Annotated in this window: 18 protein-coding genes and 1 pseudogene; 7 read left to right on the top strand and 12 right to left on the bottom strand. The window is 59.6% G+C overall.

Going from position 1 to position 13,636, the window contains the following annotated elements; genetic code table 11:
• Window positions 1-249: 249 nt before the first annotated feature.
• The 3 genes and pseudogenes from NKH67_RS25085 to NKH67_RS25075 form a co-directional block, all read left to right on the top strand.
• Window positions 250-921: a Crp/Fnr family transcriptional regulator gene (locus NKH67_RS25085; protein WP_353031952.1), complete on the top strand. Its 672-nt coding sequence runs from the start codon at window positions 250-252 to the stop codon at window positions 919-921.
• A gap of 224 nt (window positions 922-1,145) precedes the next feature.
• Window positions 1,146-1,331, top strand: a complete 186-nt coding sequence (locus NKH67_RS25080) for a DUF4062 domain-containing protein (protein ID WP_352503870.1) — start codon at window positions 1,146-1,148, stop codon at window positions 1,329-1,331.
• A pseudogene (locus tag NKH67_RS25075) lies at window positions 1,280-1,496 on the top strand (transposase); the annotation flags it as partial. The gene NKH67_RS25080 and the pseudogene NKH67_RS25075, both read left to right, overlap by 52 nt.
• A 7-nt stretch (window positions 1,497-1,503) precedes the next feature.
• Here NKH67_RS25075 and NKH67_RS25070 read toward each other — a convergent pair.
• The 9 genes from NKH67_RS25070 to NKH67_RS25030 all read right to left on the bottom strand — a co-directional run bounded on the left by NKH67_RS25070 (window position 1,504) and on the right by NKH67_RS25030 (window position 6,632).
• Entirely contained in the window at window positions 1,504-1,647 is a 144-nt protein-coding gene (locus NKH67_RS25070) for a DUF5996 family protein (RefSeq protein WP_352503871.1), read from the bottom strand.
• 167 nt (window positions 1,648-1,814) lie between these two features.
• Window positions 1,815-2,132, bottom strand: a complete 318-nt coding sequence (locus NKH67_RS25065; protein ID WP_352503880.1) for an ester cyclase — start codon at window positions 2,130-2,132, stop codon at window positions 1,815-1,817.
• Window positions 2,133-2,141: 9 nt separating this feature from the next.
• A complete protein-coding gene (locus tag NKH67_RS25060) occupies window positions 2,142-2,459 on the bottom strand; it encodes a nuclear transport factor 2-like protein (RefSeq protein WP_352503872.1) in 318 nt (105 codons plus the stop codon).
• Window positions 2,460-2,547: 88 nt separating this feature from the next.
• Window positions 2,548-3,435 carry an SDR family NAD(P)-dependent oxidoreductase gene (locus tag NKH67_RS25055; protein ID WP_502893803.1) on the bottom strand — a complete coding sequence of 296 codons (888 nt, stop codon included), beginning with the start codon at window positions 3,433-3,435 and terminating at the stop codon, window positions 2,548-2,550.
• Entirely contained in the window at window positions 3,435-4,214 is a 780-nt protein-coding gene (locus tag NKH67_RS25050; RefSeq protein WP_352503874.1) for a hypothetical protein, read from the bottom strand. The genes NKH67_RS25055 and NKH67_RS25050 overlap by 1 nt, the downstream gene beginning before the upstream one ends.
• 11 nt (window positions 4,215-4,225) lie before the next feature.
• Entirely contained in the window at window positions 4,226-4,813 is a 588-nt protein-coding gene (locus NKH67_RS25045) for a protein-S-isoprenylcysteine O-methyltransferase (RefSeq protein ID WP_352503881.1), read from the bottom strand.
• Window positions 4,814-5,013: 200 nt separating this feature from the next.
• On the bottom strand, window positions 5,014-5,586 hold the full coding sequence (locus NKH67_RS25040) for a hypothetical protein (RefSeq protein ID WP_352503882.1): 573 nt from the start codon (window positions 5,584-5,586) through the stop codon (window positions 5,014-5,016).
• Between the two features lie 139 nt (window positions 5,587-5,725).
• Window positions 5,726-5,860 carry an ABC transporter gene (locus tag NKH67_RS25035; RefSeq protein ID WP_352503875.1) on the bottom strand — a complete coding sequence of 45 codons (135 nt, stop codon included), beginning with the start codon at window positions 5,858-5,860 and terminating at the stop codon, window positions 5,726-5,728.
• 199 nt (window positions 5,861-6,059) lie between these two features.
• Entirely contained in the window at window positions 6,060-6,632 is a 573-nt protein-coding gene (locus tag NKH67_RS25030) for a L,D-transpeptidase (protein WP_352503876.1), read from the bottom strand.
• A 190-nt stretch (window positions 6,633-6,822) separates the two neighbouring features.
• Between NKH67_RS25030 and NKH67_RS25025 the strand changes: the two genes are divergently transcribed.
• The 4 genes from NKH67_RS25025 (at window position 6,823) to NKH67_RS25010 (ending at window position 9,864) form a co-directional block, all read left to right on the top strand.
• Window positions 6,823-7,578: an SDR family NAD(P)-dependent oxidoreductase gene (locus NKH67_RS25025; RefSeq protein WP_352503877.1), complete on the top strand. Its 756-nt coding sequence runs from the start codon at window positions 6,823-6,825 to the stop codon at window positions 7,576-7,578.
• Window positions 7,579-7,673: 95 nt separating this feature from the next.
• Complete coding sequence (locus NKH67_RS25020) at window positions 7,674-7,973, top strand: hypothetical protein (protein ID WP_352503878.1); 300 nt, start codon at window positions 7,674-7,676, stop codon at window positions 7,971-7,973.
• A 145-nt stretch (window positions 7,974-8,118) separates the two neighbouring features.
• Window positions 8,119-8,367, top strand: a complete 249-nt coding sequence (locus tag NKH67_RS25015; protein WP_352503879.1) for a hypothetical protein — start codon at window positions 8,119-8,121, stop codon at window positions 8,365-8,367.
• 12 nt (window positions 8,368-8,379) lie between these two features.
• Window positions 8,380-9,864: a tyrosine-type recombinase/integrase gene (locus NKH67_RS25010; RefSeq protein WP_353031948.1), complete on the top strand. Its 1,485-nt coding sequence runs from the start codon at window positions 8,380-8,382 to the stop codon at window positions 9,862-9,864.
• A 243-nt stretch (window positions 9,865-10,107) separates the two neighbouring features.
• Here NKH67_RS25010 and NKH67_RS25005 read toward each other — a convergent pair whose 3' ends face one another.
• The 3 genes from NKH67_RS25005 to NKH67_RS24995 form a co-directional block, all read right to left on the bottom strand.
• On the bottom strand, window positions 10,108-12,309 hold the full coding sequence (locus tag NKH67_RS25005; protein WP_353031946.1) for a xanthine dehydrogenase family protein molybdopterin-binding subunit: 2,202 nt from the start codon (window positions 12,307-12,309) through the stop codon (window positions 10,108-10,110).
• Window positions 12,310-12,312: 3 nt separating this feature from the next.
• The gene (locus NKH67_RS25000) at window positions 12,313-12,771 is read right to left on the bottom strand and encodes a (2Fe-2S)-binding protein (RefSeq protein ID WP_352467057.1); all 459 of its coding nucleotides are present in this window, start codon (window positions 12,769-12,771) and stop codon (window positions 12,313-12,315) included.
• Between the two features lie 347 nt (window positions 12,772-13,118).
• Window positions 13,119-13,292: a hypothetical protein gene (locus tag NKH67_RS24995; protein ID WP_352479198.1), complete on the bottom strand. Its 174-nt coding sequence runs from the start codon at window positions 13,290-13,292 to the stop codon at window positions 13,119-13,121.
• Window positions 13,293-13,636: the final 344 nt, after the last annotated feature.

The raw sequence follows: 13,636 nt of genomic DNA, 5'->3' as shown, positions 1-13,636 counted from the left end.
TTTGTGACGGGAGCCAAGAATTTCATGACTGTTCCCTTTCCCTTCGCCGGCTTGCACACGAGCCGGCGGGCCTGACGTGCAACAAGGATATGACAGTCGAACCAGGCTCGGCTGTGGGAATTCCCACACCGGGGAAAACATTGGCGAAATCCGCTCCCAGTTTGCATCCCGGAAAGCGGGGCCTGCGGCCATCAAATTTCCTTGGATAGGGGGTAAGGTGAAGTACACTTGATTGAACAAGAGACCGTTGTGACAGGCTCTCTGGCCTTCATCTCAAGACTTTGCGATGCCGACCTCGCCGCCCTGACCAAACGGTGGCACGAGCGCAGCTATCGACATAACGAGCTAATCATTTCCCACGGCGACACTGGTCGCGATGTCTTCTTCCTGCTGGAAGGACGGGCTCGCGTGACACTGGTTTCAGCGGACGGCAGGGAGATAGCGTATCGCGATGTCGAACCGGGTGACATTTTCGGGGAGCTCGGAGGCATTGACGGGATTGCACGCTCTGCCAGCGTAGTCGCGCTGGAGGCAACCCGCGCTGCACGGCTGTCCGGCACAGCATTCCGGGATATCGTGATGACCCACCCGACTTTTGCCTGGATGCTGCTTGAGCATCTGTCTGCCCAGCTCCGGCGCATGACCGAGCGGGTATTCGAATACAGCACTCTGGTCGTGCGAAAACGGCTGGTCGTCGAGCTCCTGCATCGGGCGGAGAAAGCCGCAGTCGTGGACGGCGAGGTGTCCATAAGCCCGGCACCGACGCATTCCGAGCTGGCGGCAACGATGAGCACGCACAGGGAAGCGGTCTCGCGCGAAATGAGCGACCTCGCCAAGAGAGGCCTGATCGAAAAGCGCGGCAGCAGGTTATTGCTGCATGACGTCTCGGCACTACGGGCGCTGGTCGACAAGAAGGAATAGCGAAGGCTGTCGCTGCGGCGGGGGGCACCGCACGTTTCATACTCCTCGGCCGCAAGTGATTATTCCTTCCGGCAAACCGGGCAACCTAGCGTGCCAGCGCGCGGGTCGGCCTTTGATCGCTTCACCCCTTGCAAGAATCATGACTCGGCTTCTTGATGCGGGCCCGGAACGTTATCCCCAGCCTGCTTGCAGACTTACAAGGGCGGATCGAAGCGTGAAGCTGCATGGACGTTAAATACCAAATCTTCGTCAGCTCGACCTACGCCGATTTGGTGGACGAAAGACGGTCGGTCATCGAGGCAGTTCTTAACCTCGGGCATATTCCTGTGGGGATGGAGGCACACCAGCAGGGCGCGACGGCAAAAAGGGGGGTCGAGATCATTGTCTCGGCCGATCCCGAGGCGGGCTGACAACCAAAATCCATGCTCTTGTGGACGCCAAAGGCAGGGCCGATCAAGCTAACGCTCACGGGAGGCCAGAAGAGCGACATCGCCTCCGCAGCGGATCTGATCACAGATTTGCCGCCAGGTGCGATGCTGCTCGCCGAGAAGGGCTATGACGCTAACGCCTTGCGCACTGCCATCACCGATCAGAACGCTTGGGCCAGTGGTTCACCCACGGCGTTCGCGCGAGCCGATATTTGCCAACGATCTGTGCGTGGAGCTGGAGCGCGGCGCCAGTATCGTGCCACGGCAGATAGGGGATATCGGGCCACCGCTCATCCATGTCTCACTCCGTTCGCTTCGCCAACCACGAACGGATGACCTCACATCATTTGCGTCAAATTAACAGGTCCCGACCCAGTTGCATCGCTGGCATCAACCGCGGCGTGCGATCTTGCGCAGAGTGGGGCACCTGGATAGGCCCAAGCCTTGCGGTTGCTCCGTGTTCGGTCAACCCTTGAGTGTGTTTTGAAAAGCTTTGAAGGCACTCCCTGGCGGCTTGGCGGTCAGCTGCTCCTGGAACTTGGCGAAGTCGGCTACCTCCCAGTGCTCGGCGAGCTTTCCGTCGGCGATCCGGTAGAATTGAAAAGCAGCGCAATCGACGCGATTGCCGGTCGCCTTGATCTCACCGAAGTCATTCACCTGGGTGCCGCTGACGCGATTCATGACCGCCACCCGATCGCCCTCACCGATGATCTGCTCGATGGTCCAAGTGAAATCGGGAAAGCTGGACTTTAGGCCCTCGAGATAGCCGCGGATGACGTCGATGCCGGAGGATTATCCATTCAGCTTGTCACCATAGTCCTGCGAAACAATGTCGGCGAGCTGGGTCAGATCACCGGAATTGAACATATCGAAATAGCGGCGGACGATGGCTTTATTGGCATCAGAACCGGACATAGGCTGCTGTACCCGGTTCCATTCGCTGGCAGGCTGCATCGTCGGCAGTGACCGTGCTGAGCCGTCTGTGACTCGAAGAGTCGAGTAGATGAACGATGAACGAGCGCTGGCCGCGCCGAGATGGCGGTCACTTGGAGGGCGGTAGGTCTGGAAGGTTTGGTTTTTGTCTCGCTGGCGGAGAGGGACTTCATGCACGAGCGCAGCAACGGTTCAGGTGGAAAGCGTTTGGTCGTTGCCAAGACCATCGGCGACTTCTGAAATAGCGAGCGGGCGTGCTGGTCCTTCAGGGGATAATTCCCCGAGGGCCCCGGCGTAGCTGAATCTGGCGGGTACCGCAGCATTTCTTGAACTTCATACCTGAACCGCAAGGACATTGATCATTGCCGCCGCGTTGCAGCCGGCCGACCAGGGGCAGCAGCGCTGCTGAAGGCAGGAGCGCTGCCGCAAGGGCAGCCAACTTGCCCGAGATTCCCGGTACGACGAGGCGACGACCGGATTTGAACCCTCGCCACGCCCGTTCGGCCACATACTCCGGATCCACCTTGGGCAAGATGTTGAAGAGCGCCGTCTGATTGGCGCCTGATCTTGCGAGAAACTCCGTCGACACCGGGCCTGGTGCAACGCATGTGACCGTCACACCGGTTCGGCGCAATTCCTGGTGAAGCGCCTCTGAGAAGAAGCGCACGAAAGCTTTGCTGGCGAAGTACAGAGCCATATAAGGCCCGGGAACGAACCCGGCCACGGAACTGAGATTGAGCACCCCGCCCCGTCGGCGCGCCACCATTCCCGGCAGAAAATGGAGGGTCAGTTCTGTGAGGGAATGTATGTTGAGATCGATGATGCCCAGTTGATCATCAATAGGCAGCGCCGTCGTCGCGCCCCGCAGGCCATAGCCGGCGCTGTTGACCAGGACATCACAGACCAGGCCGTGTGTGGACAGAAAGCCCTCCATGCGCGTCGGCGCATCGCCTGCCACGAGATCCAACTCGAGCGTGAATGCCTCGCCGCCCGCCTCCCTAACCTCAGACGCCGCGGCGGCCAAACCCTCGGGCGAGCGGGCAACCAGCACAACCGCACCGCGCTCCCTTGCCGCGACGCTCGCAATCGCCCGGCCAATTCCACCCGAGCCGCCAATCACGACGATCGCTGGCCGGTATTCACAGTGCGAAATCACGTCGCGTTCCTCTGTCTTGCAGGAGCGGAAACTCCTTGACCGAGCAGCATCACTTCATTGGCGACAGTGCCGTTCAGGATCTTTTCGAATCTCTCCAGTGCTCGTGCGACGTTCGCTCCATCCATGACCCGGTGATCGTAGTGGATGCGGACATTCACCGATCCGTCTTTGCCGATCGGACCGTAGTTCAGAAGCGTGGTCAGTGGTGTCAGCGGGTTGAGTGATTCCGCACCGAGACCAGAATAGACCGACAGTTGGAAGGTACCGAAGTAATTTGCCCTTTGCCGGGCGATGTTCAACCCTAGCCACATAAGCAGCCACCTGACTGGCGCGGGCGCACCTGCCACCCGCAGGGCACGCCGAAACTCCGGGACCTCCAGGATCGGCCGTGATCGAGCCGCATGGATGGATCCCTCAAGTTCCGTGATGGAGTAGCGCTCCGGGCACTTGATGCAGCTCAGCAGAACGGCCGGCTCGCCATCATATTCGCGCTCGTGGGCAATCGAGGCTACGCTTGCCGGATACTCATAAAGCTGCGGCCAGGGCAACTTGACATAGGCGCGCCGCAGCTCCGGCATCTCTAGGGCAAGAAGCGCATATCCTTTCAGGAAGATCGCGGTCCAGGAGGGCCTGGTCTGCTGCGCCATTCTAGCCCTTACGAGTGGGCCGAGGTTCATCTGACGCTGCACCGCGACCCGTGGCACGCCGATCGAAAACCTCATCAGATCGCCAACAAGGCGCCGGGGCGCGGAAAGCTTGAGGGCTCGGCCTCGCATAAAACGTACCTCTAATAAAGATAAGGGACTATTCGCTTGGTCTTTTCCATATAGGCACGGTATTGCGGGCCGAAATTCTCCAGCATCATACGCTCTTCCTCGTCCACTCTCAGCAGGAAAAGGACTGCGAACCCAATCAAACCCGATATGCCCGCAATCCAGTTCGCCAGCAAAAAGACCTGGCCGAGGCCCATGAGCAGGAACGAGGTATACATCGGGTGGCGGACCAAAGCGTATGGTCCGGCGCAGATGAGTTCATGCCGTTCGCGAATCTCCAGCGTAATCGACCAGTTCCGGCCAAGTTCCTTATGGGATCTGCGAAAAACCCATAGCGCGGAGCAGAAGATGATTGTGCCGAGAGCCACGGCCCAAACGCTGGCCGGGTGGTCAGCCGCTGCGGGCATGCCGGTGACAACATAGAAGGCAGGCAGGATTGCGAGGCCAAACAGAGCAGATGCAAGCCCGACGATGTCGGAACGTGAGCGGTAGCCAGTTACAATTCGCACGCGCCTTGCCCGGCGCTCGAAGGGATACCGAATCACGTACCAAGCAACGATGCCGATCACCCAAATGACCTCGCCAAGTGAGGCTGCCGCAATGCTCACTTCAGGTCACCAGCGCCCTTTCTGCGATCGCGACTGTAGCAGCTGCCCCTGAGTATGGCCACTTCACCCATCGTCTCGATTTCGTCACCGGCCGACCTTCAGGCGCAGCGATCCTCTCCGAGTTAGTCCGCAGACGCGAAAGCCGGAGGGGCAGTACCGATCGCATTCGGTCCCATTCATCCCTCGAATCTTGGTTATGTATTCATCTCCCGAAGCTCGGTTATGAATTGTTGCGGCCGGAGCTGAATGGCGGGAGTCTTATATCCCATGGAATGAGCGATGTCCGCCACGAAGCCGTTGCAGTTCAAGACCGTCGCCTGCCAGACATGCGAGCTCGCCTGCAGCTTGCGGATGTAGGCAACGACTTTGTCGTATTCGGCCCGGGTCAATATGATTTGCCAGCTTGCGGATCTGTATGGTTCTTCCAGATCACCGTCGCTCCACCCGGTTTCGGCTGGCACCGGCACGATATGGCCCAGAACATAGGGAACCGCACTGTTCGAAGCCGGGTGAAGGCCCGCGACTTGGGGATCGATCATTCTCCCGGCCCGGTCCAGGCGCCCAAAAACTGCGTAGGTGTGGCCGTAGCTTAGGGCGTAGCGGGAGCGGAACTCGATGAAGTACCGCTCGTCGTTTTTTTGAGGCGCAGCTCCGCCATCGGCATAAGATACGAAATTCGGCTGGGGCGGCAGGTCTTTCGTCTGACATGCCGCTGCCGGGAGGGCCACCAACGCCACAAGCAAGAGACGGCTACTTAGAAGCGTCATCGCCGCGTCCATTCCCGAACTTCACAAAGCACAGACCTAATAACGGCCTATGCTCGCCAACCGCTATGAAGCCGGCCAAAGCCCCGGCTGCGTATGTATGGGGAAGGGCTTGGCACCCCTTCCCCATACAAGCCGGTCCTTACTTAATCACTGGCTGCTCTACCGGAGCGGGTGCCGGAGCCTTACCCTTTCCTTTGCCGATCCAGTCGTTCGCGCAGCCGCTCAGGCTGGCAACGGCGAGCACAGCAACCATTGCAATCAATATCCTGTTCATCAAGCAATCCTTTCCCCGAGGGCGGAATAGCCTATGGAATCGCCACAACTAAAACGATATGCAGCCCCACGAAGTTAGCTGCGATCTACACCAACGCCTAGTGCAGAAATGACACAGTTGGCACCCGGTTGCCGGCGGCACCTTTGCGGTGACGTGCTGGCAGGGTTCACCATCCAACGAAGATCAGGCCTGCCCACCATCAAACAACCACCACCGTCGTGCCCAAAGGAGTACGGTCGTAGAGGTCAATGACGTCGTCATTTATCATACGGATGCACCCGTTCGATACCGCTGTGCCTATCGTCCATGGCTCGTTTGTACCATGTATCCGGAAGTGGGTGTCGCGCCCGTCTCGATAGAGATAAAGGGCACGCGCACCAAGCGGGTTGTTTGGTCCGCCAGGGACCCCCCCTGCATACTGCACCAGGCGCGGCTTGCGCTGCATCATGCTGGCGGTGGGTGTCCACGACGGCCAGTCCGCCTTGCGGCCGACGGTCGCTGTACCCTTGAAGGAAAGTCCCTGCTCGCCGACGCCAACGCCGTAGCGCGTCGCCCACCCGTCAGACTCGACGGCATAGAGAAAACGGTGCGAAGTATCGACGACGATCGTTCCGGCCGGCTCGTTTCCGTCGTACCGCACATGCTGCCGTCGGTAACGAGGATTCAGGCCACGCCTTGGTCCGAACGCGGATGAAATCGACGTGCATCCGGAGATCATCAGAGCCAGACTACCCAGCACGAGCCCCCGGCGCGCAATGTGGTGTTCTTCCATTTGTACCTGCTAGGAAACTGGTCATCTACCGCCGCCCTCGTCTCTACCATTCCGAGGCCTGCGGGCCAAGTCTCGCTGTGTGGTGGCAAAAATGAATTCACAGGATTAAACAAGCGAATTGGAGCGAAACTTCTTGCGATGACCGTCTGCCTCTGTTCGGTTATGTCAGAAATGGCATAGGACAGAGCCGATGAAGCCTGACTTCCATGGTAAAGTCGCGATTGTGACCGGCGCAGGCTCCGGAATAGGTGCGGCTGTTTCACGGCAACTCGCGCAAGAAGGAGCCGAGATTGTTGTCGCCGACCTTGATGCCGAGGCCGCGCGCTGCACAGCCGCCGAAATAAGCTCGCAAGGAGGCAGGGCCTACGACTTTGCGGTAGATGTCACGGATGCGGCAGCAGTGGAAAAGCTGATCGAGTTCACTGTCCAGAAATGCGGCGGACTGGATATGGCGGTAAACAATGCAGGTATCGACGGCATTCGAAAAGCAACGGCAGACTATCCGCTCGACAACTGGCACAAACTGATAAACGTTAATCTCAATGGCGTTTTCTACAGCATGAAGTACGAAATCGCCGCGATGCTGGATCGAGGCGGAGGTGCCATCGTGAACATGTCCTCTGTTCTCGGTTCCGTCGGCTTGCCAACTGCGTCCGCTTACACGGCAGCGAAACACGGGGTCGTTGGATTAACCAAGGTTGCGGCGATTGAATATGCTAGGATGGGCATCCGGATCAATGTCGTCGGCCCCGGCTGGATCGAAACGCCTCTTTTATCGGAGCAAATGGAGGCATTAGCCAGCCGGCGCATGGCGGGTCTTCAGCCGATGGGCAGGCGAGGGAAACCGGAAGAGGTAGCGGCTCTTGTGTGCTTCCTGTTGTCCGACCAGGCCAGCTTTATCACTGGGAGCTACCATCTGGTGGACGGAGCTTACACCGCCCATTAGTGCAGTGGAGACCGGTAACTTCTCTGGGGTGAGCGCGGCCACGATTTGTTAGCGTCGACTGGGCCATCACCATCTCTTTGGTTTCGGAGGTAGTGATGGGAATGGAGTGGACGATTTCGATCGAAGGGACGAACGAATTCGGCGACATCTGTCGCCGAGAGGTCCGGATCGACAAAAGCGATGAGCGTCTGCGTGAAGGAGACCTGGGCCTGTCGATCGACGACGGCAAGAAGATCATGGCCACCCTGCAAACAGCGGTTGTGACCCAGGAGGCGGAAGCCTACACCCTGTTTCGACGGGTCTGTCCGGATTGCCACAATCTTCGGCAACCGACAGCAAGTTCCACGTGCGGCTGTCGGCGGCGTGATGCGGCATCCGTCCGCGGCAGGGTATGAAATCGCGCATCCTATTTATACGCCGTGACCGCAATTTACCGCAGGGCTTGATCGGCGCCCTTCCGGCGGAGGTTGATACAATCTAGATCCTGATCTCTGAACGGAAGTCCGTGCACCAGGGCGGACACATGCCGGCGGCGAGATCATGAAAAGCGACACCCTTTCCTATCCTCCTCGCGGCCTCTCTCGAGAAGAGGCCGCCCGATATATTGGCGTGGGCATAACCAAATTCGACCAGATGGTTGCTGACCGCCGCATGCCGAAGCCGAAGAAAGTTGACGGCCGCGTGATTTGGGATCGACTTAAACTCGAAGCGGCGTTTACCGAATTACATGGAGACGATGATGAGAATATCGTCGACTTCCTGTTGCAAGGGAATCATCGCAGGAAATAGATTCATTCTGCCATGACCGACAAATATCCAGGCCTCTCCTCCTACACCGATCGCCACGGAAAACTGCGGTGGCGGTATCGGACGAAGGAGCGTGTGGTCAGTCTGCCGGCCCCCAATCAGCCGGGCTTCAAGGATGCGTACCAAGCAGCGGTCGAGGGCCGGAAAGTCCCTAAAGCTCCCGTCGTGCGTATGCCTGGAGTCGCCCTGCCCGGGACGTTTGGAGCGGCCTTTCAACGGTTGAAGATCTCGGTCAAGTGGTTGGCGCTTGACGAAGCCAGCAAGCGCAAGAACACGCGGCTGATCGAAGAATTTTTAGAACTGCGCGTGGTCCCTGATCACCCGCTCATCTGGCGGGATGTAGCGGTTAAGAACCTTAGACGTATCCATATTGAAGAGCTTCTTGGCCGCTTCATCGCCACGCCCCACAAGGCCAAGCATCTGTTAGTGGGCATACGCAAGCTGGTCTATGTCGCAATGCGACAAGACTGGATCGAAATCGATCCGACAGCGGCGGTCGAGTGGCGGCCCGCCTATACCGGCTGGAAAGCGTGGCCCCGCGAAGCGATGGCGCAATTCGAAAACCGTTGGCCGCTCGGCACCGCGGCACGCACCTGCTACGGGTTGGCACTTTGGCTTGGCAATCGTCGCGGCGACGTTGCAGGGCTGCGGTGGAACCAACGGGTGACGCGTCGCGTCATCATTGACGGGGTCGAGCGTCAGTTCGACGGATTTGATATCGTTCAGGCAAAGAACAAGGGGCGGACCGGCGGCAAACGGCTCTTCGTGCCCATAACCCCGATGCTTTCGGAAATTCTCGACTCCGCTGACGAGCGCGGGGAAACCGTCTTGGTCAACGCTTATGGGCAGCCGTTCTCCGCCAAGTCACTGACTGGAATGATGGCGCACTGGTGCAAGCTTGCCGGTCTTCCGAAGGGCCTGACCCTGCATGGATTGAGGAAGTCGCTTGGCGTCTATCTGGCGGAGGCAGAGGCCTCAACCAGGCAGCTCATGGATGTGCTGGGTCACGACGACATCGATCATGCCGAACTCTATTCGCGCGAGGCATCGCAGGTTCGGCTGGCGGTGCAGGGCATGGATCGAGTCGTGCGTCTCGTGACGCGCAAGCCGATGCCTGGCGAACCTGTTGGCGAACCCCGTGGCGAACCACCCTATAAAGCATTGATAAATAACGATAATGGTGGGCCCGGAGGGTATTCAGAAAGCCATAAAAATCAATTGGTAAGAGATCAGTGGGACTTCAGAGCATTCAAATCTTTTCCAATGTTTTTCAATGTTGTTGTCCCACTCAGAAGTGCCTCAGTCCACCAAGCCGACGCACTGAACGCCTCACTCGGAAGGGAGGTTTGCGCGTCAGAGGACCGGCCGCTTCTCGCGCCAAGAAGCGGCTACCGCGACCTTTCTCAGGAAGGCTGCACACCGACGCGATCTTCCTTTCGCCTTGCGTCATTTGCGTGCGGCATTTGCGCCAACTGCTGACGCTCAGCGCGAAGACATCAATGTCCTGTTATGGGGCCCGTCTCGAAAGCGGATCTTTAGTGCTACCAGCACCAACGACCGTCTGCGGTCGTTCAGAACACGGGTTACCGTCTCTAAACCGTATATTGGACCGGGCAGCCGCCGGAAATTGATCGAATGGAGGTGATCGCATGTCAGGAGGCGTTCAAAAACGACCTACGACCGCGATCTTCATCGCGGCCGTTTTCATGGTGTCATTCCCGGCTATGCCGACAAGTTCTTTATGATCGGCAGCTTGCGGATCGTCTTGCCCGTCGCCGCCCGTAGCGCGTTGGCGACGGCCGGGCCGATCGGCGGCACACCCGGCTCGCCAACGCCCGTGGGCGGCTCGTCGGACGGCACAATGTGCACCTCGACGCGCGGCATCTGCTCGATCCTGAGCGGCATATAGGTGTCGTAGTTCTCTTGGTCTACGACACCGCCCGTCAGGGTCAGCTCCTCCTGGAGGATCGCGCCTAGCCCGAAGCCGATACCGCCCTCCATCTGAGCGCGGATCTGGTCAGGATTTATCGCGGTGCCGCAATCTACCGCGCAGACGACGCGGTCGACTTTGAAATCATTTCCATCGTTGAAGGTGATCTCGACCACCTCGGCGACATAAGTCGAGAGGCTTTCATGCAGGGCCACGCCGCGGAAACGGCCTTCCGGCAGAGGCTTGTCCCAGCCTGCCTTCTCAGCAGCCAATTTCAGCACGCCGGCATGCCGTGGATGGTGACCGAGCATCGACAAGCGGAAGTCGACCGGATCACGGTTCGCAGCGGCGGCGAGCTCATCGATCAGGGTTTCCATTGCGTAAGCGGTGTGGGTGGAGCCTACCGAACGCCACCACAGCACTGGGATTTTCACGTCCGTGGTGGTCAGCTCGACCTTCAGGTTCGGGATCGCATAGGGCAGGTTGGTGGCGCCCTCTACGGAGGTCGGATCGATGCCGTTCTCGATCATCGCCGCAAAGGGCGAACCGCCCGCGATCGATTGGCCCACGATGTGGTCATGGAGAGCGACGACATTGCCTTCCTTGTCGAGCCCCGCCTCGACTGCGTGCACATAGGCCGGCCGGTACCGCCCACCCCGCATGTCGTTCTCGCGGGTCCACTGCACCTTCACTGGCTTGCCGGGTCCCAGTGCACGCGCTGTGGAAACAGCTTCGATAATGAGATCTGCGTCCGAGACCGCTCGGCGGCCGAAGCTGCCGCCGGTCTTCATCACGTGCAGCCTCACCTTGTCCGGCGTGGTGCCGCCTACTTGAGCGGCAGCCGCCTGATAAAGGTCGGGCATCTGGTGTCCGCCCCAGACGTCGATGGTGCCGTCTTCGTTGATTCGGGCGGCCGCGTTGAGTGGCTCGATCGAAGCATGGACAAGATAGGGGAATTCGTAGTGCCCTTGGATGACTTTCTCAGCACTGGCCAACGCTGCGGGAGTGTTACCGTCGTCGCGCGCGGTGGCCGCGCCCGGATCGTCTGCTGCCTTAGTGTATTCGGCCATGATCTCGGCCGTGCCGCGCCTTTCGGCCTTCTCTTCGTTCCAGGTCACCTCCACGAGATCGCGGCCCTTGAGCGCCGTCCACATGTCCCTGCCGACCACGGCAATGCCGCGCGGCGTCTGGACGACATCGACAATGCCGTCGAGTGCCTTGGCTTTGGAGGCGTCGAAGCTCTCGATCTCAGCGCCGAACTTCGGCGGATGGATCATAACGGCCGTATTGAGTCCATCCATCTTCAGGTCGATCGTGTAGGTCTGCGCGCCATTGGTCTTGCCGGCGGAATCGTAGCGCTTGAGGCTGTCCGATCCGATCTGGGCCCACTTGTCGCGCGGCTTTAGCGGCACATCGTCGGGAACCGGCATTCCCGCTGCGGCTTCAGCCAGGTCACCGAAGCGCGCCTGCATCCCTGAGGCGTGCGACACGACCCCGGAAGCGACTGTGATCTCGCCGGCTGGCACGTCCCACCGCTGCGCCGCGGCCGCCACCAGCATGGCCCGTGCGGCAGCACCCGCCTTGCGGTAGCGCTCCCACGACGAACTCATCGACGTGGAGCCACCGGTTCCCTGCGCGGCCCCGCCCCAGGCGAGATTGCCGTAGAGCGCGGTATTGCCATATCCGCCGACCACGTGGACCTGCGCCCAGGCGCCGTCGAGCTCTTCCATAACCAGGGTGGCGATGCCGAAATAGGAGCCTTGTCCCATCTCGAACTGCGACGAGTGGATGACGATTCGGTTCTCCGGTGTGATCTCGACATAGGTCTGGAAGGGGTTCGCCTGGACCGCTGCAGGCGACGGTTGTGCGTTGGCGGGCGCGGCCATCATTAGCCGGTAACCCACGGCGAGGCCCGCGGTGGTGACGGCCGTGCCGAGGAGGAACTGGCGGCGCGTGGGCCCCACGGCATTATGCTTCGGGAGAAACTGCAACATGCCTCAAGTCTCCAGCCGGTTGGCGGTCTCGTGGATGGCCGCGCGGATGCGATGATAGGTGGCGCAGCGGCAGAGATTGCCGCTCATCGCCGAATCAATATCATCGTCCGTCGGCTTCGGCGTCTCGGTCAGGAGGGCCACGGCCGACATGATCTGGCCAGACTGGCAATAGCCGCATTGAGGTACGTCGAACTCGGCCCACACGGCCTGGACCGTTTCGCCGATCTTGCCCGACACGCCCTCAATGGTGGTGATCGAGGCTCCTTCGATGTCGCCGACTGCGGTCTGGCACGAGCGCGTCGGCATGCCGTTAACGTGAACCGTGCAAGCGCCGCACTGGGCAAGGCCGCAACCGAATTTCGTTCCTGTGAGTCCGATGCCGTCACGGATCGCCCAGAGCAGCGGCATCTCTGGATCGACGTCGAGTGTTCGCGCCTCGCCATTGAGGGTAAAAGCGACCATGGCTTGCTCTCCTTGTCCTGAGCTGGCTATCTCGTTGCGCCTCCGCCCGGCTAGGAACCGGACTCTTCTTGCTGAGGCATAGCGACCACAGACTAGGATCGCGCAGCTCGAGCAACAAGCCGCTAGCTGGCAATCGCGAGATCGTGAAGTGGCTCGTGTCGAAAGGCTGGAGGCAACTGAATGTCATTTTTGGGCCGACCGGCCGGTCAGTTTCCGGCTCGATGACCTGGTTGGCAGTCATTCCGCTTCTAAGCCTAAACCCCAGACATGAACTGTAGCAGCATCATAAAAGACGACATCAAGCGGCGGTTTTTCGTTGCGCTGCACCGCTAGCTCGTTCGCGTGGTTCATGATCCGCTGGTTATCCGCGGATGCTGGTTCACCATAGATGCCAGAAACTTGCCACGCGCTATGCGGTTAAGGATGTGGTCGTCATTCGTAGCGAGCGAATGGCCGAAAATGAAGAAGCAATGGCTGGCGGTCTTCACATTCGCGGTGAACTGCTTGAAGCCTTGGTACAGGTAGGCATTGTGACGGATCTTCGCCTTCTTCTGGGCGCTGGTGGGCTGATGAAGGGCGGCTTAGGGTCATGATTTCCCGCTGCAATGACCGATGAGTCACAGACGCTGCATTTCGCGCTAGACCGCAACTGCGGTATTCTCGATCATACGCTCAGCCATCCTATTCGCACCTCGTTGCCGCCGTTCGCCGCACCTATCGATCGGAGGCCTTCCAGCCTCGCGATAGCCGCGCTATGTGGCTGCACACAACCTGACGACGAACAGGAGCAAGATTGGACATAGAAGCCAGCACAAGATCGCCCTCCCCCGGTCCTTGCTCGTTTTCATGAGAAAACAATCGAACT

Origin of the sequence: Mesorhizobium sp. M0968 (genome assembly GCF_040319065.1) — a bacterium.
Classification (GTDB): Bacteria; Pseudomonadota; Alphaproteobacteria; order Rhizobiales; family Rhizobiaceae; genus Mesorhizobium.
This window is presented reverse-complemented; position numbering and strand designations above follow the sequence as displayed.